The sequence below is a fragment of the Streptomyces sp. NPDC008137 genome (assembly GCF_042957035.1).
GTDB lineage: Bacteria > Actinomycetota > Actinomycetes > Streptomycetales > Streptomycetaceae > Streptomyces.
Map to the genome: position 1 here is coordinate 58,266 of NZ_JBIBHN010000001.1, position 19,473 is coordinate 77,738.

Sequence of the window (19,473 nt, forward strand, 5' to 3'; positions counted from 1 at the left end):
GTCACGCCGGTGAGTAGCCCTGGCGAACGTCCGGGCGAAAACTGTCCAACCCCACCCGAGCACATCCCGTCCACACTCCCCTCCCAGGAAGAGCTCAGGCCCCCCACAGGCCGGCTTCTTCCAGACTCCCCTTCCAGACTCCCCTTCCAGACTCCCCTTCGAGATTCCTCCTCCGGATTCCTCTTCCGGACAGAACCCCCACGTTTCCCACGCTGACTTCCGCACCCCGAGACGAGTTGGAGCACCCATGCCCCAGCACGTACCGTCCCCGCTGCGCGCCACCTCCAACGGCGCGCGGCGGGCCCTTCCGGCGCTCCCCCCACATCCGCGCCGGATCGTGTTCCTCGCCCATCGTGATCTGGACAACCCCTCCGCCGGCGGCTCCGAGCTGCTGGTCGACAAGCTCGCCGACGGGCTGACCCGGCTGGGCCACCAGGTGACCCTGCTGTGCGGAGGCCCCGCTGCCTTCCGTGACTACCGGGTCGTGTCGGCGGGCGGCCCGTACGGGCACTATCTGCGGGCCCGGTCCGCCTTCGCCCGCCAGATCGGCGACTGCGATCTGCTGGTCGAGGTGTGCAACGGCATGCCGTATCTGGCGCCGCTGTGGCATCGCGGTCCCACGCTGTGCCTGGTCAACCACGTCCATACGGATCTGTGGAAGATGCGCTTCGGCGGGCCGCTGGCCCCGGCGGCGCGGATCGGCCGAAGACTCGAGCACTGGGCGCTGACCGGTGCGCGGCAGGACGGCCTGATGGTCGCCGTGTCCTCCTCGACGGCCCACGCGCTGCGGGCGATCGGGGTCGAGCGGGACCGGATCCGGGTCGTGCACAACGGGGTCGAGGAGCCGGGGCCGCGAGCCGAGCGCTCGGCGGAACCGTTGTTCGTCGCCGTCGGGCGGCTCGTCGAGTACAAGCGGATCGATCTGCTGCTGCGGTTGTGGGAGCGGGTGCGGCCGGTGACCGGCGGGCGGTTGGTGATCGTCGGGGACGGGCCTGAGCGCGAACGGCTGGAGCGGCTGGCCGGGCCCGGTGTGGAGTTCACCGGGTATGTCTCCGAGGCCGAGAAGCACCGGCTCCTGTGCGCGGCCTGGTTGTTGCTGCATCCCTCCGCCGTGGAGGGGTGGGGGCTGGTCGTGACGGAGGCCGCGGCCCGGGAGACGCCGGCTGTCGCCTTCGATGTGCCCGGGCTCAAGGACTCCGTCGTGGACGGTGAGACCGGGGTGCTCGCGCGGGGTGAGTCCTCGTTCGCCGCGGCCTGGTGTGCGCTGGCCCTGGCCGGGCGGGAGCGGGAGTCGATGGGGAAGGCGGCTCGGGATCGGGCCGCGCGGTTTCGGTGGGATCGGACTGTGCGGCAGTTTGGGGTCGTTGCCGCGGAGGCGGTGAGGGGCTGGGGACCGTGACTCCACCCGTGCGCAGTTCCCCGCGCCCCTATGGAAACGACCCCTCGTTTCGAAGATCTCTTGCGCTGTTCCGTGCTTTCCTCCACGAACAGGACGATCCCGAACACTGCTACTCGCTCCTCGCCCGGGACGCCGTCGATCAGGTCGAGGCGTACGACGGGCCCGTCGCCGGGCGTACCGTCCTGGACATCGGCGGCGGCAGCGGGTACTTCACCGAGGAGTTCCGGCAGCGCGGTGCCCATGCCTATCTGTTCGAGCCGGACATGGCCGAGCTGGGCGAGAAGCCGCCCGACGGCACGGTCGTCGCCGACGGATACCTGCTGCCCCTGCGGGACGGCATCGCCGACGTCACCTTCTCCTCCAACGTGCTGGAGCACGTGGCCGATCCGGAGACCTTTCTCAGTGAGCTGGCCCGGGTGACGCGCCCGGGCGGGCTGATCTATGTGTCGTTCACCAACTGGCTGTCGCCGTGGGGCGGGCACGAGTGGGCGCCGTGGCACTACTTCGGTGCCGAGCGGGCCCGGGCCCGCTATCTGCGGCGGACCGGCCGGCCCGCCAAGCACACGCTCGGCGAGAACCTGTTCGCGGTGCACATCGGCTCCACCCTGCGGCAGGTGCGTGCCCGCGACGACGTCACGGTCGTCTCGGCGCGCTCCCGCTACTGGCCCTTCCTCGCGGAGACCGTCGTCAAGGCGCCCGGGATCCGCGAGTTCGCCACCTGGAACCTCCTCCTCATTCTGCGGCGGTGCCCTTCATGACAACCACGGTCCAGGCTCCTCCACCGGCGGCCGTCCCCACGACCGCGAGCGCGGCGGGTCCCCCCGAGGGCCCGCGGTCGCGGCGCTGGCTGCTGGGTTTCTGGGCCGTGGTGTTCGTGTTGTTCCTGGTGGTGCAACCCGGGCGGCAGACCTTCGACACCAAGCTGGGCGTCACCGTCGATCCGGGGCAGTTCCTCGCCGACCTGGGCCAGTTGTGGCACGACCGGGCCGGGTTCGGCGGGATCCAGGACCAGTACGTCGGCTATCTGTGGCCGATGCTGCCGTTCTACTGGCTGTGCGACCTCGTGCACCTGCCGGTGTGGCTGGCGGAGCGGCTGTGGCTGTCGGTCGTCGTGTCCGTCGCCTTCTGGGGTGCGTTGCGGCTGGCCGAGCGGCTGCGGGTGGGCAGTGGCACCTCCCGGCTGCTGGGGGCGGTGGCGTACGCGCTGTGGCCGGTGTTCACGACGGTCATCGGGTCGACGTCGGCCGCCGCGCTGCCCGGCGCTTTCCTGCCGTGGGTGCTGCTGCCGCTGACGAACGAGCGGTACGCCGCCCGGGTCGCCGCGCTGCGGTCCGCGCTGCTCGTGCCGTTCATGGGCGGGGTGAACGCCTCGGCGACCCTGGCCTCGCTGCTGCCGGTCGGGCTGTATCTGCTGTCCCGGCCGCCCGGCCCGCGGCAGCGCAAGCTGATCGCCTGGTGGACCCCGGCCGTGATCGTCGTGACGGCCTGGTGGTGGGTGCCGCTGCTGCTGCTCGGGGTCTACGGCGAGAACTTCCTCCCCTATATAGAGACTTCGCAGACGACCACGGACACCATGTCGGCGACCGAGGCGCTGCGCGGCGCCGGGAACTGGGTCGCCTACCTGCACTTCGGTGAGGCGTGGCTGCCCGCCGGGTGGGCCGTGGCCTCCTCGGTCGTCGTGATCGTGTGCTCGGCGCTGGCGGCCGGGCTGGGGCTCGCCGGACTCGCCCGGCGTGATGTGCCCGAGCGGCGGTGGCTCGTGCTGACCGTGCTGGTGGCGGTGCTGGTGCTGCTCGCCGGGTACGGCGGGGCGTTCGGGGCGCCGTTCCACGGGGTGGTGCAGGGCTGGCTGGACGGGTGGCTGTCACCGTTCCGGAACATCTACAAGTTCCAGGCGGGGATGGCGCTGGCGCTCGTCCTGGGCCTGGTCCACCTGGTGGGCGTGGCCGCCGAGCCGCGCGGGGCCCGCCAGGTGCGCGGCAGGCGTCTGGCCCCGCTGGTCGCGGCGGTGCTGATCCTGCCGGGGCTGCTGCTGCCGTATCTCAACGGATCGATCCTCAACCCGGGTTCCTTCCAGAAGCTGCCCACCTACTGGCAGGCCACGGCCGACTGGCTGGAGAAGTACTCCCCCGACTCCCGGGCCTTGGTCGTCCCGGCGACCGCGCACGGCATGTACACCTGGGGCTCCCCCATCGACCAGCCGCTCGACGTGCTCGCCGAGTCGCGCTGGGCGCAGCGCGACTACGTCCCGTTCGGCACGCCCGGCAACCGGCGTGCGATGGACGCCGTCGAGCAGGCGCTGCTGAGCGGAGGCGAAGTCCCCGGTCTCGCCGACTACTTGAGCCGGGCGGGGCTGTACTACGTCGTGGTACGGAACGATCTCGATCCCGACCAGATCGGCGCGGTGCCGACCGCGACGGTGAAGCGGACGCTGGAGCAGTCCGGGTACGAGCGGGTGACCGGGCTCGGCCCTGTGATGACCGGCGGGCGGATCGCGCAGGACGCCCCGCTCCAGGTCGAGGGGCTGTACGCGCGGCAGCGGGCGGTGGAGATCTACCGGCCGGCCGACGCGGACGTGGTCCGGCCCGGGCAGGCGGGGCTGGCCCCGGTCTCCGACACGGCCGTGGTGTCCGGCGGCCCGGAGGCGCTGCTGCCGCTGGCGTCCCGGCTGCGCGGGCGGGCGACCGTCCTGACGGGCGACAACCATCCCGGGCTCGGCACCCCCGCCGTGCAGGTGGTGGGCGACGGGATGCGGCGCGCCGACACCCGGTTCGGCCTGGTCAACGCCGGTACGTCGTACACGTACACCGAGGACGAGCGCAACGCGCCCGACGCCCAGCAGGACCCGGGCGAGAAGCCGCGGCAGATCCTGCCCGCCGAGGGAACCGACCACCAGACCGTGGCCGAACTGCGCGGCGCCGAGTCGGTGACGGCGTCCTCGTACGGCAACTGGCTCTTCCACCTGCCGCAGTACGACCCGGTGAACGCCTTCGACGGCAACCCGGACACCGCGTGGGCGGAGGGCGCGCCCGACACGCCGGACGGGCAGTGGCTGCGCGTCGGCTTCACCGGCCCCTACGACATGCCGTCCTCCTTCAAGGTCACGCCGTTGCCGCAGGAGAGCGTGCGCGCGGCGGCCACGAAGGTACGGGTGGAGACCGAGAAGGGCTCGAAGACCAGCTTCCTCCAGCCGAACGGCAAGACGCAGCGGATCAAGGCGCCCGAGGGCACGAGCCGGTGGATGAAGCTGACGATCGTGGACTCGGTGGAGCGCCGGGCCGGTCTGACGGGCGCGGGCTTCGCCGAGATCGACCTGCCGGACATCCAGGTGACCCGGCTGCTGAAACTGCCGGCCGACGCGGACAACGCCACCGCACCCGCGACCATGGTCTCCCTGCACCGCGCTTCCGACCCGACGGGCCTGTCCGCGACCGGCACGGAGGCCGGACTGCACCGCCGCTTCACGACACCGGCCGCCGGGACGTACGAGGTGAAGGCGAACGCGGTGCCGGTGCCGGGCGAGGAACTCGACCGGCTGCTCTACGAGGTGGCACCCGAGCAGCAGACCCGGATCGTGGCCACCGCCGACTCCACGGCGAGCCTCGGCGCGGGCCTGACGGCGCGCAACCTCACCGACGGCGACCTGACGACGGCGTGGATCGCGGGCGACCGGCCGACGATCCACCTGAGCTGGGAGGGCAAGCAGCCGGTCGGCGAGCTGGTGCTGGCCCCCGCGGGCGGCCTGTCCACCCGTGCCTCCCAGGTGCACATCAGCTCCCCCGACGGCGCGACGATCGCCGGGGTCGACGAGAACGGCTGGGTCCGCTTCCCGCCGATCACCACGGACCGGCTCGACATCACGGTCACCGAGACCGCCCCGCTGACCCTGCACAACCCGGTCGCCGACGAGGACCTGCGCCTCCCGGTGGGCCTGACGGAGGCGTACGTCCCGTCCCTCGACCAGTACCGCACCCCCCAGCCGGACGGCACCCGGAAGTTCTCCCTGCCGTGCGGCAAGGGCCCGGACGTGGCGCTGGACAGCGAGCTGTACCGGACGAGCGTGAAGGGGACGGTGCGGGATCTCGTGGAGCGGCGGGGCGTCGAGGTGACGCTCTGCCAGGAGGGCCGGGGCGACTCTGAGGTGCGGCTGCCCGCCGGCGAACACCGGCTGGAGGGCGGTGACGCCGGCCCGCTCGCCCTCACGGACGTGACCCTGACCCGCGGGACGATTCCCGAGGCGGCGGCGGCCGGGCGTGAGCTGGAGATACGGGACTGGCTGGGCGACCGGCGCGAGGTGACGGTCGGCTCCGGTGCCGCCTCGTACTTCACCACGTACGAGAACTTCAACGACGGCTGGAAGGCCACCCTGGACGGCAAGGAGCTGACCCCGGTACGGCTGGACGGCTGGCAGCAGGGCTGGCGGATCCCGGCCGGGGCGGGCGGCGCGGTCAAGCTGTCGTACGAACCGGCCACCACGTACGACGCCGGGCTGATCGGCAGCGGGGTCGGTATCGCGGTCCTGCTGGGCCTGGCGCTGTGGCGCCGCCGCGCTCCCAACCCGGACGCGCCGCAGCCGGTTCCGCCGCTGCCCGGTCTGTGGCTCGGCACGGTGGCGCTGACGCTGGTCGGAGTGGTGATCGCGGGCTGGTTCGCGCTGCTGGTCCCGGCTCTGGCGCTGCTGGCCTCGCGGCGGCACGCCCTGCTGGTGCCGATCGCGTTCGTGGCGTTGGCGGGGGCGGGGATCGTCGCCGCGTTCGGGGCCGGGGAGCCGGTGGGATCGGGTACGGGCGCGTTCGGCCACCTGGCTCAACTGCTGGCGTTGATCGGCCTGTTCGCGGGGCTCGTGAGCCTGCGCGAACCGGGGAAGGACGAGCCCGCATGACGGCACCGGTACGCATCCCGTTCCCGGTGGTGGACGAGGTGTCCCGGCACTGCCTCCAGGAGCAGGAACCGGAAACGGTCCACATCGAGGTCCACCTCCCCGGCCCCCTCGACGAACCCCGCCTGCGCAAGGCCTTCACGGAGGCCCTGCACCGGCACCCCCGGATCCTGATGCGGGAGGCGAGGGGGGCGTGGTACCGGCGGCGCTACGAGTGGGAGCTGACGGGCGAACCGGACACGGAGGTGGTGACCTTCACCCCGGCGGGGCCGCGGGCTCTGCGGGACGCCAGAACCAGGGCACTCGCAGAGGCACCACCCCTGTCGATGTCGCCGCCGATCCGGCTCGAGGTCGTGGGCTCGGTTCTCTTCCTCACCATCAACCACACCGCCCTGGACGGCCCCGCCTGCCTCCGCATACTCGCCACCGCCGCGGAGCTCTACGGCGGCAGGGACAACAACCCCGCCGCACCCCCGACCCGCCCCGCGGAGCCCGCACAAGAGCCCCCGGACACCCCGTCCACCTGGTCACCCCCCGCGCGTGTAGCGCAAGGAACCCCCGACCCGTCCCCCGGCAACGGCATGCTCGTCACCGAGCTGCCCCTCCCGCACCGCCCCAAAGGCTCCCCGTACACCGTCAACGACCAGCTCATGGTCACCACGGCCCTGACCATCGCCCACTGGAACCGGGAACACGGCGCCCGCCCCCGCCCCCTGCGCATCACCATGCCCGTGGACGACCGCCCCCGGGACACCACGATGCCCATCGGCAACGGCACCCGCCTGGTCGAAGTACCCTTCGCACCAGTGGAGTTGAAGGCGGAGATGCCCACCCTGCTCCGCCGGACCGCGGAGCGGACCCGCGCGTTGAAGGCCCTGCCCCGCCCCCAACTGGGCCACGGGGCCGCGCTCCTCACCGCCCCCTGGGCCCCGGTCGCCGCCCGCGCCGCCCTCACCCGCGGCCTGCGCAGGGCCGCCGCACCCTGGACGTCGACGACCCTGCTCAGCAACATCGGCCGTATCCCGTACCCGCTGGACTTCGGCGAGGAGGCGGGCCGCGCGCACGCGGTGTGGTTCTCGGCACCGGCCCGGATGCCGCGCGGCCTGACCGTCACCACCGCCTCCACGGCCGGCCGCCTCCACCTGGCCCTGCGCTGGTCCAGGGCCCTGCTCAGCCACGGCGACGGCGCCCACCTCCGCGACCTCTTCGAGCACTACCTGCACACCACGGAGGTCACCCCATGACACCGGCACCGACCACCACCGGACGACGCCCGCCCCGCGACCTGCGCGACTTCTACGAGAACCCGGCTGTCCCGGTCGCCTCCGGCACCCCCCGCAGTCTCCGCCAGGCCCGCATGCTGGCCCGGGCCCTCGGACCGGCCACGGACCGCCCTCGCACCGTCCTCGACATCGGCTGCGGCGACGGCACCGCCGCGGCCACCGCCGCGCCCCTCCTGCCCGGCCACCGCGTCATCGGCGTCGACTGGTCCCAGGACGCCCTCAGACGCGCCCGCTCCCGCATCCCGTACGCGGTCCGCGGCGAACTCACCGGCGGCGGGCTGCCGTTCGCCTCCGAGTCGGCCGACGCGGTGCTGTTCAGCGAGGTGATCGAGCACCTCGTCGATCCGGACGCCGCGCTCGACGAGATCCGCCGGATCCTGCGGCCCGGGGGCCATCTGATGCTGTCCACCCCGAACCTGGCCGCCTGGTACAACCGGGCCCTGCTGCTCGCCGGTGTGCAGCCGGTCTTCTCGGAGGTCAGCCTGCGCGGCATCCACGGCCGCCCGGGGAAAGAGGTCGTGGGACACCTGCGCCTCTACACCGCCCGCGCGCTCAGGGAGTTCGTCGCCGCGTCCGGATTCACGGTCGTAGGGCTCGAAGGCGCTCCCTTCCACGGCGTACCGCGCCCGCTGCGGCCGCTGGACCGGCTCGCCTGCGCCCGGCCGCGGCTGGCGTCGATCCTGCTGCTGCACGCCAGGAGGACGTAGCCGATGTGGTGGGGAGTGGCCGCGGCCCTGCTGGCGAACGTCCTGTACAGCACCGGATTCGTCCTGGAGAAACGCGCGCTCGCCGCACTCCCGGAAGTGACGATCCGGCAGCCCGCCCGGCTGCTGCGCCTGGTGCTCGGCAGCCCGCTGTGGATCGGCGGTTCGCTCTCGCTCGCGGCCGGGTTCGCCGCCCAGCTCGCCGTGTACCGGACGCTGCCGATCGCCGCCGCGCAGGGCATCTTCGTCTCCGGCCTGGTGCTGCTCGTACTGCTGTCGGCCCGGCTGCTCGGCGAGGAGACGACCGGCCGGGAGCGGTACGCGCTGGGCGCGATCCTGCTCGCGCTGCTGATGGTGGTGCTGTCCCTGCGCGAGGGCTCGGACTCCGTCAGCCAGGAGGCGCCCTACCCGCTGATCCTGCTGGTGTGCGTGCCGTCGCTGGCGGCCGGGATGTGGCTGTACGGCTCCGCCGAGCGGCGTGCCCGCAACCGGCACCGGCGCCCGACGACCGGCGTCGAGTACGGCGTGGCCGTCGGCCTGCTGTACGGCGTCAGCTCCCTGGCCATCAAGGGTGTGTCGAGCCATCTGACGACCAGCGGGATCGGCGGCGCGGTCCTGGACCTGCTGGCCTCCCCGTATCCGTATCTGCTGCTGTTCACCGGTGTGTTCGGCCTGGTGATGTCGCAGGCGGCGCTGCAGCGCTGCCGGGCCTCGCTGATCGTGCCGGTGTGCACGACCGTGACCTGTCTGTTCACGGCGGTGCTCGGCACGCTGTCGTTCGGCGAGGCCCTGCCGGACGATCCGCTGCGGCTCGCGCTGCGGGTGGCGGGCACGACCCTGGCCGTCGCCGTACTGCTGACCATGCCCAAACACGACTCCGCTCCCCAGGAGCCCGCCCCAGCCAAGGAGTTGGCATCCCCATGAAGCCCGACGACCCGCTGCTGAAGATCCTGGCGTGCCCGCTCGACAAGGGCCCGCTGCATCTGCTGGCCGAGGAGACCGAGCAGGAGGAGGCCCTGTACAACCCGCGGCTGCGCCGCCGTTATCCGATCCTCGACGGCATTCCGCAGCTGCTGCCGTCGTCCGGGGAGCAGGTGCCGGACGAGGAGCACGAGGAACTCCTCAAGAGGATGTCGCCGTGACCAGCCTGGCCGCCCGTGTCGCTCCCCTTCTGCCCACCCGGCTGGTGGCCGCGACGGCCCGGGCCCTGTATCCCCGTTTCGAACCGGAGCTGGCGCGGCTCGCCGAGCTGTGCCCGCCCGGGTGCCGTACGGCGGTGGATGTCGGCGGCTGGTACGGCCCCTGGACGCACCGGCTGTCCGGCCGCGCCGAGCGGGTCGTGACGATCGAGCCGGTGCCCCATCTGGCCCGGCTGCTGGCCGCCGCCGTCCCGCCGAACGTACGGGTGGTCCGTGCGGCGGCCTCGGACCGCCCGGGCCTCGCCCGTCTGTGGCTGCCGTCGGACGACTCGGGCGACCGGGGCGTGTCCTCGCTGGTCCGCCGCGACATCCACGGCCGGGCGCTGGACGTCCCCTGCGTCACGCTGGACGAACTGGGGCTGCGCGACGTCGGCTTCATCAAGATCGACGTGGACGGCAACGAGCCGGCGGTCCTGCGCGGGGCGACGGGTCTGCTGGCCCGCGACCGCCCGGCCCTGTTCGTGGAGCTGGAGTCCCGCATCCAGCCGATCGCCCCGGTGGTGACCTATCTGGCCCTGCTCGGCTACGAGGGCTGGGTGCTGCCGGGCGACACCTGGGTGCCGCTGGCCGAGTTTCCGCTGGAGGACCACCAGGCCGACGCCTCCTACGTCGTCTCCCACGGCCTGCTCCGCCGTGTCCTGCCGTCCCCGCTGCTCCGGGGCCCGCGCTACGTCAACTCGGTGCTGTTCCTGCCCGACGGCCGCCGCCCCGGCACGGCCCCGGTGGGCGACGATGGTTCCCATGCCCTCCGGAAAGCGCCCCGCTAGCCCCTTCACCCCGCTCGATTTCCAGCTGGTGCTGCTGCGCCGCATGGCCGACCACAATCCCGGCCAGGTGGAGGACGCCCGGCACGAGCTGGGAGTCTCCCTGGCGGACATGCGCGAGGCGAACAAGCGCTGGCAGGCGATGATCCGCTCCCCGCGCCCGGCCTTGTCCCGCTACCGCTCGGTCCTCGGCGCCCCGGAGTCCCGTACGTCCCGCCGCATCGGTGACCTCGACTGCGAGGCGTGGCTGTGGCCCGTCCCGCTCTGGCCCGATCTGCGCTTCGAGGTGCTCACCGCCCCGAACGGCGCCGTGTGGAACGAGTGGCTGGTCCGCGCGCCGGGCGCCGAGGGCCCCGAGCTGCGCACCCTCGACGATCTCGCACCCTGGTCCTGCACGGTGGACGAGGCGGCCCGTGCCTTCGCCCCGGCCCGTCCCCTGGAGGGTTCGGCGCCGACCCGGTGGGGGCTGGCGTTCCGGGCGCCTGACGCGGCGGGGGCGCGGTGGGAGGTCGTCGCGGAGTTCACGTGGGGGCTGTTGCAGCGGCTGGCCGTCACCGGCCGTCAGGACTGAGGGGCTCCGGGCCGGTTGAAGACGGGGAGGCGCTCTTCGCGGGCACGCACCGCCACGCGAGGGCCGCCGCGGCCAGATAGGCCAGTGCGCCGACGAACATGCTGGTCCGGATCCCGGTGCCGTAGTCGCCGGCCGAGGCGAGCAGGCTGCCGCCGAGTGCCACGCCGGTGGCGCTGCCGACCTGACGGGTGGTGTTGAACAGCGCGGAGGCGGCGCCCGAGTACGCCTCGGCGGCGGCGCCCATCACGGTGGCGGTCGAGCCGGTGAGGGCGAAGGACGTACCGAAACCGGCGGCCATCATCGGGAGCACCAGCAGCGCGTAGGCGGGGTCGGCGCCCGCCGCGGCCCAGCCGCCCAGCCCGAGTGCGGCCAGGAGCATGCCGGAGACCACCAGCGGACGGTCGCCGGTACGGCGGCTCAGCCGGCCGGACAGGACGGAGGCGAACATGGTCATCGCCACGGCCGGGAACAGCGCGAGCCCGGTGCCGAGGGCGCTGTAACCGCGCCCGTGCTGGAACTCCAGGCTGGCGGTGAACACCATGCCGTAGAAGCCGAAGTTGAACAGCAGGCCGATGACCGCTCCGCCGCTCATGGCGCGGGAGCGCAGCAGGCCCAGCGGCAGCACCGGGGAGCGGGCCAGCCGCTCGCGGAGCGCGAAGGCCGCGGCGGCCAGTACGGCCAGGCCGAGACCGGCGAGCACGGCCGGGTCGGACCAGCCGCGCCGTCCGGCCTCGTTGAGGGCCGCCGTCAGCAGCGCCACCGCCGCCACGACCGCGACCTGCGCCGGCCAGTCCAGTGCCCGGTCGGCGCGCCGGGGCGAGCGGCCGACGTGCCGCAGCGTCAGCGCCAGGCAGGCCGCGCCGACCGGCAGGTTGATGAGGAACACCCAGCGCCAGCCCGCCGTGGAGACGAGCAGCCCGCCCAGCAGCGGCCCGGCGGAGGCGGCGATGCCCGCCATCGAGCCCCACAGCCCGAAGGCCCGCGCGCGTACGGCCTTCTCCGGATAGGCCTGCTGGAGCAGGGCCAGGGAGCCGGGCACGATCAGCGCCGCCCCGAGCCCCTCCACCAGCCGGGCCACCACCAGGAACGGGGCGCTCGGCGCCAGCGCGCACGCGGCCGAGGACACGGTGAACACCGCCACGCCCGTGCAGAACACCCGCCGGTTGCCCAGCCGGTCCCCGAGCGCACCGCCCGTCAGCAGGAACCCGGCGAAGACCAGGGTGTACCCGTCGGTGATCCACTGGATACCGGTCAGCGAGGCCGACAGCTCCCGCCCGATCACCGGCACGGCGACGTTGATGACGGTCACGTCCAGGATCACCATGAAGTACCCGGCGCACACCGCCAGCAGCGGTGCCCAGGACCGTCGCTCGGAGGGCATGACCCTACAGGTACACCAAAAGCCTCACCGAGGGACGTATACCCCACGCGTCGCGATCAGCCGACGGCGTCGAGAACCGCCTCCACCACCCTCGGCACCGACTCCGGGTGCAGCCACAGGAACAGATTCGGCTCGATCAGCTCCAGTTCCATCACGCACGGCTCCCCGTCCGGCCCGGTGACGAGGTCCACGCGCGCGTACAGCAGCTCCTGATCGCCGGACAGGGGCACGGCGGCCAGGGCGCGCTCGGCGACAGCCAGTTCGGCGGGGGTCGGCTCCCAGGGCCGGAGATCCGGGTGGGCGATCTTGTCGGCGTCGTACGGGGTGCCCGGTGCCAGGACGGCGCCCTTGCGGCTGGCGTGCAGCAGCCGTCCGCCGTAGAACTGCAGGGCCCGCTCGCCATGGGTGTCGATGCCGGTCAGATAGGGCTGGAGCATGACGGTGAAGCCCTCGGCGTGCATCCGCTCGACCTGGCGCAGGGCGGCGTCCCGCTCCCCGGCCGGGTAGCGGGCGGCGTAGCGGGCACCGGCGCCGGAGGTGGGCTTCACGACGTACTCGTGGTCGCCGGGCAGGTCGACGGGGTCGCCGGGCGCGAAGTAGCGGGTGGGCACGGCGGGCACTCCGGCCTCCGCGAGCCGGCCCAGGTACCGCTTGTCGGCGTTCCAGCGCACGACGTCCACCGGGTTGGCGAGCCGCGTCGCCTTCGCGCACCGCTCGGCCCACGCCGTGAACTCCTCGGCCCGCCAGCTGTAGTCCCAGGTGGACCGGAGGACCACGAGGTCGAACCCGGCCCAGTCGACGTCGGGGTCGTCCCAGAAGACGACGGCGGTCTCGGCCCCGGCCTCCCGCAGCGCGTCCGCCAGCACGGGCAGGTCCCGGTCCTTGCTCACCTCGCCGGCGGGGTCGTAGGTGACGAGCGCGATGCGCGGGGTGCCGGCCACGGCGACTCCATTTTCGTACGGACGATCGAAATCCGGTCCGGCGCAGGCTAACAACCCTCGGAGGAACCGCGACACCCCGTTTGACCTTCACCTTTGGTGAAGCCCCAGCATCGGTGGCGGAACGGAACGAGCGCGAGGAGCGCGGGACCGCAGGGGGACGCATGGACATGCTGACGATCGGCGCGTTCGCGAAGGCCTGCCGGCTCTCGCCGAAGGCACTGCGCCTGTACGACGAGCTGGACCTGCTGCGGCCCGCCCGGGTCGACCCGGACTCGGGATACCGGTACTACGCGGTGACCCAGCTGGAGCAGGCCCGGCTGGTGGCATGGCTGCGGCGGCTGGGCATGCCGCTGGCCGAGATCCGCCGGGTGTGCCGCCTGTACGACCGCGACTCGACGGCCGCCGCCCTGGAGATCCGCGCCTACTGGGCACGGGTCGAAACGGAGACGGCGGTACGGCGGGACCTCGCCGCGTTCCTGGTCGATCACCTGACGACGGACTCGCGAGAGCCAGGAGAGGACACCACCATGCTGGAACTGCGTTACTCCGCCCACTCGGACACCGGACGCGTCCGCCCCGCCAACCAGGACACCGCGTACGCGGGCACCCGGCTGCTCGCCGTCGCCGACGGCTTCGGCCCGGCGGGCGCGCCCGCGAGCAGCGCCGCCGTGGCGGCACTGCGCTCCCTGGACACCGACGAGATCCCGGCCGGCGGGGTCCTCAACCTCCTGGAGGACGCGGTACGGGGCGCGGCCGAGGCCGTCCGGGACGTGGCCGACGGCGCCGACGGCATCGGCACGACCCTGACCGCCCTGCTGTGGACGGGCTCGCGGCTGGCCCTGGTGCACATCGGCGACTCCCGCGCCTATCTGCTGCGCGACGGCGAACTGTTCCTCATCACCCACGACCACACCGTCGTCCAGTCGATGATCGACGAGGGGCGCCTGACGGCCGAGGAGGCCGTCTCCCACCCGCAGCGCGCCTTCCTGCTGAAGGCCCTGACGGGCGACGGCGCCACGGCGCTCCCGGACCTCCGCCTGCACGACGCCCACCCGGGCGACCGCTATCTGCTGTGCTCCGACGGCCTGTCGAGTGTGGTCCCCGAGGACCGCGTACGCGACCTGCTGACCTCACCGGTCAGCCCCGAGGAGACGGTCAGGGCGCTGGTCGGCGCGGCGAACGAGGCCGGTGGCCCGGACAACGTCAGCTGTGTGGTGGCGGACGTGGTGGAGCGGCCGGCCGCCTGATCCCGGGCCGCTACTCCTCTTCCCCCGGCTCCCAGTCCAGCAGCCGCACCTTCGCCACCGTGCGGACGTGGCGGCGCATGGCCGACGCCGCCCGGCGGGGTTCCCCGTCGGCGATCGCGTCGAGGATGGCCTGGTGCTGGGAGAGGGAGCGGGAGGGGCGGCCGGGCTGGCGGAGGGACTCGGTGCGGCTCTCGGCGATCTGCTCGGCGATGGAGCGCATGAACTCGGCGAGCAGAGCGCTGTGGGCCGCCGCCGTCACGGCCGCGTGGAACAGGCGGTCGCCCTCCACGCCGTGACCGTCCGCCTCGATCTCCTCCGCCATGTGCGCGAGCGCCGAGCGCATCGCCGCCAGATCGTCCTGCGTGCGCCGCTCGGCGGCCAGTTCGGCGAGCTTCGTCTCCAGCGCCTCCCGGGCCTCCAGGACGTCCGGGAGGCGCCTGCGGCGTTCGACCATCCGCTCCACGGGCTCGGTGTCGAGACTGTCCCGCACGAGGTACGTACCGCCCCCGTGCCGGGCCTCCACCAGGCCTTGGACCTCCAGCACCACGATCGCCTGCTTCACCGAGGCCCGGCTCACCCCGAGCCGCTGGGCGAGATCTCGCTCGGGCGGCAGCCGGTCACCGGCGCGCAGCCCGCCCTCGGCGACGTACTGGCGCAGCCGCTCCAGCACCTGTTCGTAGAGGCGCTGTTTCGTCATGGGGCGCAGGGCGTCGGTCACGGAGTCCCCCTCTCGCCGGGAGCGTAACACCGGGCCTTGTCGCATTCGCCCGTCAGTGGCCGAGTGGCTGAACCAATTATCGCCCGCCCCCTTGACGGACGCCCGGGCCGCACCCACTCTTTCAGCCAACGCACCTCAAGTGGCTCAGCCACTCGGCCACTCACAGGTACTCCCAGCCGCTCCGGGGCCCAACGACGGGAGCCCGTATGTCCCCCGAACTCATATCGATCCTCGTCCTCGTCGTGGTGTTCGTCATCGCCACCACGCGTTCCGTCAACATGGGCGCGCTCGCCTTCGCGGCGGCCTTCGGGGTGGGCGGGCTCGTCGCCGACCTCGACGCGGACGGCATCTTCGCCGGGTTCCCCGGTGACCTGTTCGTCGTCCTGGTCGGCGTCACGTACCTCTTCGCGATCGCCCGCGCCAACGGCACCACCGACTGGCTGGTGCACGCCGCCGTACGGCTCGTGCGAGGGCGGGTGGCGCTCATCCCCTGGGTGATGTTCGCGCTGACGGGCGCGCTCACGGCGATCGGCGCGGTCAGCCCGGCCGCGGTCGCGATCGTCGCCCCGATCGCCCTGAGCTTCGCCACGCGCTACGGGATCAGCCCGCTCCTGATGGGCGCGATGGTCGTACACGGCGCCCAGGCCGGCGGCTTCTCCCCGATCAGCATCTACGGCTCGATCGTCAACGGCATCGTCGAACGCGAGAACCTCCCGGGCAACGAACTCGTCCTCTTCTTGGCATCGCTGGCGGCGAACCTGGTCATCGCCGGGGTGGTTTTCGTGGTGTGCGGCGGACTGAAGCTCGACTCGACCCCCGCTGCGGGCAGTCGTGCCGCTGGGGCGGCGCCCGTCCCACAGAGAGCGGCACCTCGCTCCGCCGAGCTGCGGACCGATCCGACCCCAGCCACGACCAAGCCGGGCCCGGAAACCACCAGCCTCACCCCGCCCCGCATAGCCACCCTGACCTCCCTCCTGGCCCTGGTGGTCGCAGTCCTGGTCTTCGACCTCGACGCAGGCCTCACCGCCATCACCCTCGCAGTGGTCCTCAGCACGCTGTGGCCCGAAGACAGCCGCAAGGCAGTGGGCGAGATCGCCTGGCCCACCGTCCTCCTCATCTGCGGCGTCCTCACCTACGTAGGCGTCCTCGACGAAATGGGCACCATCACCTGGGCCGGCGAGGGCGTAGGCGGGATCGGAGTCCCCCTGCTCGCCGCCCTCCTGCTCTGCTACATCGGCGCACTGGTCTCCGCCTTCGCCTCCTCCGTGGGAATCATGGGCGCACTGATCCCCCTCGCCGTCCCGTTCCTGGAACAGGGCGAGATCGGCGCGATCGGCATGGTCGCCGCACTCGCCGTGTCGGCGACCGTCGTGGACGTGAGCCCGTTCTCCACGAACGGCGCCCTGGTCCTGGCCGCCGCGCCGGACGTCGACCGCGAGCGTTTCTTCCGGCAGCTGATGGTGTACGGAGGAATTGTGGTGGCGGTGGTACCGGCGGCGGCGTGGCTGGTGATGGTCGTGCCCGGCTGGGGATAGCCGGCCGACGGCCCCATGGACGGACGGACAGCAAGAAAATAAGGAGATGTGACGCGTGACCTCTCTCTTCCCGGCCCTGACCAGCGGCCCTGCCGACGGGCCCGCCCTGCGGTTCGGTGAGCGCTCACTGACGTACACGGAACTCGCCGCCGCGGCCGGTGCGACGGCGGAACGCCTCGGGGGCGCCCGCCGGGTCGCCGTCTGGGCGACGCCCACGATGGAGACCGCCGTCGCGGTCGTCGCGGCCCTGCTGGCCGGCATCCCCGCCGTACCGCTCAACCCCAAGTCGGGCGAGAGGGAACTCGGCCACATCCTGTCGGACAGCGCCCCCGACCTGGTGCTCACGGCCCCGGAGGACCAACTCCCGTCTCCTGTAGGGGACCTGCCCCGCCTCGACGTCGATGTCGACGTACACGGCACCGGCCCCGCCCCCGCCGTCCCCGAGGAGCACGCCGACGAGTCCGACCCAGCCCTGATCGTCTACACCTCCGGCACCACCGGCCCGCCCAAGGGCGCCGTCATCCCCCGCCGGGCGATCGCGAGCACCCTGGACGCCCTGGCCGACGCCTGGCAGTGGAGCGGCGACGACGTCCTCGTCCACGGACTGCCGCTGTTCCACGTGCACGGCCTGGTCCTGGGCACGCTCGGCCCGCTGCGGCGCGGCGGGTCGGTCCGGCACCTGGGCCGGTTCAGCACCCAGGGCGTGGCCCGCGAGCTGGCCGGCGGCGCGACCATGCTGTTCGGCGTGCCGACGATGTACCACCGGATCGCGGAGGCGGTGACCAGTGACCCGGATCTGGTGAAGGCGCTGACGGGGGCGCGGCTGCTGGTCTCCGGTTCGGCCGCGCTGCCCGTACACGACCACGGGCGGATCGCGACGGCGACCGGGCGGCGGGTGATCGAGCGGTACGGCATGACGGAGACGCTGATGAACACCAGCGTCCGTGCCGACGGCGAGGCCCGCCCGGGCACGGTCGGTGTGCCGCTGCCGGGCGTGGAGCTGCGGCTGGTCGAGGAGGACGGCTCGGAGGTCACCGCGTACGACGCGGAAACGGTAGGCGAGATCCAGGTGCGCGGGCCGAACCTGTTCACCGAGTACCTCAACCGGCCCGACGCCACCGCCGCCGCCTTCACCGCCGACGGCTGGTTCCGCACCGGCGACATGGCGGTGCGCGACCCCGACGGCTATGTGCGGATCGTCGGCCGCAAGGCCACCGACCTGATCAAGAGCGGCGGGTACAAGATCGGGGCCGGTGAGATCGAGAACGCGCTCCTCGAACACCCCGGGGTGCGGGAGGCCGCGGTCACCGGGGAGCCGGACCCCGACCTGGGCGAGCGGATCGTGGCGTGGATCGTGCCCGCTGATCCCCAGTCCCCGCCCGGCCTGGCCGAGTTGGCCGATCATGTGGCCCAGCGCCTTGCCCCGCACAAGCGCCCACGCGTCGTCCACCACCTGAACGCGCTGCCCCGCAACGACATGGGGAAGATCATGAAGCGGGCGCTGACCCATGAGTGACCGGCATTCCGCTCGCGAGATCGTCTCCCTCGTCGCCGACGACTCCACCTTCGCCGAACTCCCGGTATCCATAAGGGACCCCAGGCCGGACGGCCCGCTCGCCTGGCCGGGCTACGACGCCTCCCGTGCCCGTGCCGCCGAACGCACCGGCGAGCAGGAGTCCGTGGTCTGCGGCACCGCCCGGATCGGCGGCGCCCGGGCCGTGCTGATCGCGTTCGAGTTCGGCTTCCTCGGCGGCTCCCTGGGGCAGCGCACCGGGGACCGGCTGGAGGCGGCGTACGTGTACGCCCGTGAGCACCGTCTCCCGGTCGTGCCGCTGGTCGCCACCGGCGGCAGCCGGATGCAGGAGGGCATGCTCGCGCTGACCCAGCTCCAGCGGGTGGCCCGGCAGTCGGCGCTCACCAGGGAGGCCGGGCTGGCCCAGGTCGCCGTGGTGCGCGACCCGACGACCGGGGGCGGCTGGGCCACCCTCGGCGCGGGCGCGGACGTGGTCCTCGCGCTGCCCGGGGCGCAGGTCGGCTTCGCCGGGTCCCGGGTGCGGCCGGCGGACGCGGACCCTGGCGCGTACACGGCCGAGGCGCAGCTCGCGGCGGGGGCGGTGGACGCGGTCGTACGGCCGGAGGAACTGCGCGAGGCGCTGGGGCGGTGGCTGCCGCTGCTGACGTCCCCGTCCGGCACGCCCGCACCACCGCCGGAACCGCTCGGCGACAGCGCGGGCCTGCCCGGCACGGGCTGGGACGCCGTACGACGGGCCCGCTCGCCCCGGCGTCCGCGCGCCGCCGCCTATCTGGACGCCTACTTCACCCACCGGGTCGCGATCAGCGGCGACCGCTGCGGCGGCACCGACCCGGACGGGATGCTGTGCGGGTTCGGCGAGCACCAGGGCCGCACGGTCGCGTACGCCGCGCAGACCGGGACCGCCACCCGCCCCGCCGGCTACCGCACCGCCGCCCGGCTGATCCGGCTCGCGGACCGGCTCGGCATCCCGGTGCTGACCCTCGTCGACACCCCGGGCGCCGCCAACGACGCGGAGGCGGAGCGGCAGGGCGCGGGCGCGGCGATCGCCGACCTGTTCGTGGCGTTGGCGGGCGCCCGTACGCCGGTGACGACGCTGGTGATCGGCGAGGGCGGCTCCGGCGGCGCGCTGGCCCTGGCCGCGCCCGGCAACACCTGGGCCACGGCGGACAGTTACTTCTCGGTGATCGCCCCGGAGCTGGCGGCGGCCATCCTCAAGCGGCCGCCGCGCGAGGTGGAGCCGACGGCGGACCAGCTCCGCATCCGGCCGCAGGACCTGGTGGAGCTGGGGGTGATCCGCGGGACGGTGGGTCCGTAGGCG

Annotated in this window: 16 protein-coding genes; 13 read left to right on the forward strand and 3 right to left on the reverse strand. The window is 73.1% G+C overall.

From position 1 onward, the window contains the following. The first annotated feature begins 247 nt into the window (after positions 1–247). From ACFZBT_RS00255 to ACFZBT_RS00295, 9 genes are read left to right on the forward strand one after another with little or no spacing between them, the layout of a single operon-like run. The gene (locus tag ACFZBT_RS00255) at positions 248–1,399 is read left to right on the forward strand and encodes a glycosyltransferase (protein WP_391097327.1); all 1,152 of its coding nucleotides are present in this window, start codon (positions 248–250) and stop codon (positions 1,397–1,399) included. Beyond that, positions 1,396–2,157, forward strand: coding sequence for a methyltransferase domain-containing protein (locus tag ACFZBT_RS00260; protein ID WP_391097328.1), 762 nt, complete (start codon positions 1,396–1,398; stop codon positions 2,155–2,157). The genes ACFZBT_RS00255 and ACFZBT_RS00260 overlap by 4 nt, the downstream gene beginning before the upstream one ends. Next, positions 2,154–6,281 carry an alpha-(1->3)-arabinofuranosyltransferase family protein gene (locus ACFZBT_RS00265; RefSeq protein WP_391097329.1) on the forward strand — a complete coding sequence of 1,376 codons (4,128 nt, stop codon included), beginning with the start codon at positions 2,154–2,156 and terminating at the stop codon, positions 6,279–6,281. The genes ACFZBT_RS00260 and ACFZBT_RS00265 overlap by 4 nt, the downstream gene beginning before the upstream one ends. After that, entirely contained in the window at positions 6,278–7,522 is a 1,245-nt protein-coding gene (locus ACFZBT_RS00270; protein ID WP_391097330.1) for a condensation protein, read from the forward strand. Before ACFZBT_RS00265 ends, ACFZBT_RS00270 begins: the two co-directional genes overlap by 4 nt. Continuing rightward, positions 7,519–8,268, forward strand: a complete 750-nt coding sequence (locus ACFZBT_RS00275) for a methyltransferase domain-containing protein (protein ID WP_391097331.1) — start codon at positions 7,519–7,521, stop codon at positions 8,266–8,268. The genes ACFZBT_RS00270 and ACFZBT_RS00275 overlap by 4 nt, the downstream gene beginning before the upstream one ends. Before the next feature lie 15 nt (positions 8,269–8,283). After that, on the forward strand, positions 8,284–9,189 hold the full coding sequence (locus ACFZBT_RS00280; protein WP_391097856.1) for a hypothetical protein: 906 nt from the start codon (positions 8,284–8,286) through the stop codon (positions 9,187–9,189). Beyond that, positions 9,186–9,407 (forward strand): Trm112 family protein, encoded by a 222-nt coding sequence (locus ACFZBT_RS00285; protein WP_391097332.1) that lies wholly within the window; start codon positions 9,186–9,188, stop codon positions 9,405–9,407. Before ACFZBT_RS00280 ends, ACFZBT_RS00285 begins: the two co-directional genes overlap by 4 nt. Continuing rightward, positions 9,404–10,231 carry an FkbM family methyltransferase gene (locus tag ACFZBT_RS00290; protein ID WP_391097333.1) on the forward strand — a complete coding sequence of 276 codons (828 nt, stop codon included), beginning with the start codon at positions 9,404–9,406 and terminating at the stop codon, positions 10,229–10,231. The genes ACFZBT_RS00285 and ACFZBT_RS00290 overlap by 4 nt, the downstream gene beginning before the upstream one ends. Further along, complete coding sequence (locus ACFZBT_RS00295; protein WP_391097334.1) at positions 10,197–10,799, forward strand: hypothetical protein; 603 nt, start codon at positions 10,197–10,199, stop codon at positions 10,797–10,799. Before ACFZBT_RS00290 ends, ACFZBT_RS00295 begins: the two co-directional genes overlap by 35 nt. Here ACFZBT_RS00295 and ACFZBT_RS00300 read toward each other — a convergent pair. Then, positions 10,780–12,180: a DHA2 family efflux MFS transporter permease subunit gene (locus ACFZBT_RS00300; RefSeq protein ID WP_391097335.1), complete on the reverse strand. Its 1,401-nt coding sequence runs from the start codon at positions 12,178–12,180 to the stop codon at positions 10,780–10,782. The two genes, ACFZBT_RS00295 and ACFZBT_RS00300, sit on opposite strands and share 20 nt — an antisense overlap. A 56-nt stretch (positions 12,181–12,236) precedes the next feature. Then, positions 12,237–13,121 (reverse strand): RimK family alpha-L-glutamate ligase, encoded by an 885-nt coding sequence (locus ACFZBT_RS00305; RefSeq protein WP_391097336.1) that lies wholly within the window; start codon positions 13,119–13,121, stop codon positions 12,237–12,239. 161 nt (positions 13,122–13,282) lie between these two features. Here ACFZBT_RS00305 and ACFZBT_RS00310 point away from each other — a divergent pair, with 161 nt between their 5' ends. Continuing rightward, a complete protein-coding gene (locus ACFZBT_RS00310; protein WP_391097337.1) occupies positions 13,283–14,368 on the forward strand; it encodes a MerR family transcriptional regulator in 1,086 nt (361 codons plus the stop codon). Between the two features lie 10 nt (positions 14,369–14,378). Here the strand turns inward: ACFZBT_RS00310 and ACFZBT_RS00315 are convergent, their stop codons facing one another. Next, positions 14,379–15,086, reverse strand: coding sequence for an FCD domain-containing protein (locus ACFZBT_RS00315; protein WP_391097338.1), 708 nt, complete (start codon positions 15,084–15,086; stop codon positions 14,379–14,381). Between the two features lie 206 nt (positions 15,087–15,292). Here ACFZBT_RS00315 and ACFZBT_RS00320 point away from each other — a divergent pair, with 206 nt between their 5' ends. The 3 genes from ACFZBT_RS00320 to ACFZBT_RS00330 are packed head-to-tail and all read left to right on the forward strand — an operon-like array spanning position 15,293 to position 19,470. Beyond that, entirely contained in the window at positions 15,293–16,621 is a 1,329-nt protein-coding gene (locus ACFZBT_RS00320) for an SLC13 family permease (protein ID WP_391097339.1), read from the forward strand. A 55-nt stretch (positions 16,622–16,676) separates the two neighbouring features. After that, on the forward strand, positions 16,677–18,137 hold the full coding sequence (locus ACFZBT_RS00325) for an AMP-binding protein (protein ID WP_391097340.1): 1,461 nt from the start codon (positions 16,677–16,679) through the stop codon (positions 18,135–18,137). Further along, positions 18,130–19,470: a carboxyl transferase domain-containing protein gene (locus ACFZBT_RS00330; RefSeq protein ID WP_391097341.1), complete on the forward strand. Its 1,341-nt coding sequence runs from the start codon at positions 18,130–18,132 to the stop codon at positions 19,468–19,470. Before ACFZBT_RS00325 ends, ACFZBT_RS00330 begins: the two co-directional genes overlap by 8 nt. Positions 19,471–19,473: the final 3 nt, after the last annotated feature.

Coding starts and splice junctions, on each gene's coding strand:
- ACFZBT_RS00275 (WP_391097331.1), top strand. CDS start 7,519: ATGACACCGGCACCGACCACCACCGGACGACGCCCGCCCCGCGACCTG.
- ACFZBT_RS00255 (WP_391097327.1), top strand. CDS start 248: ATGCCCCAGCACGTACCGTCCCCGCTGCGCGCCACCTCCAACGGCGCG.
- ACFZBT_RS00330 (WP_391097341.1), top strand. CDS start 18,130: ATGAGTGACCGGCATTCCGCTCGCGAGATCGTCTCCCTCGTCGCCGAC.
- ACFZBT_RS00300 (WP_391097335.1), bottom strand. CDS start 12,180: ATGCCCTCCGAGCGACGGTCCTGGGCACCGCTGCTGGCGGTGTGCGCC.
- ACFZBT_RS00320 (WP_391097339.1), top strand. CDS start 15,293: ATGTCCCCCGAACTCATATCGATCCTCGTCCTCGTCGTGGTGTTCGTC.
- ACFZBT_RS00295 (WP_391097334.1), top strand. CDS start 10,197: ATGGTTCCCATGCCCTCCGGAAAGCGCCCCGCTAGCCCCTTCACCCCG.
- ACFZBT_RS00285 (WP_391097332.1), top strand. CDS start 9,186: ATGAAGCCCGACGACCCGCTGCTGAAGATCCTGGCGTGCCCGCTCGAC.
- ACFZBT_RS00310 (WP_391097337.1), top strand. CDS start 13,283: ATGGACATGCTGACGATCGGCGCGTTCGCGAAGGCCTGCCGGCTCTCG.
- ACFZBT_RS00265 (WP_391097329.1), top strand. CDS start 2,154: ATGACAACCACGGTCCAGGCTCCTCCACCGGCGGCCGTCCCCACGACC.
- ACFZBT_RS00270 (WP_391097330.1), top strand. CDS start 6,278: ATGACGGCACCGGTACGCATCCCGTTCCCGGTGGTGGACGAGGTGTCC.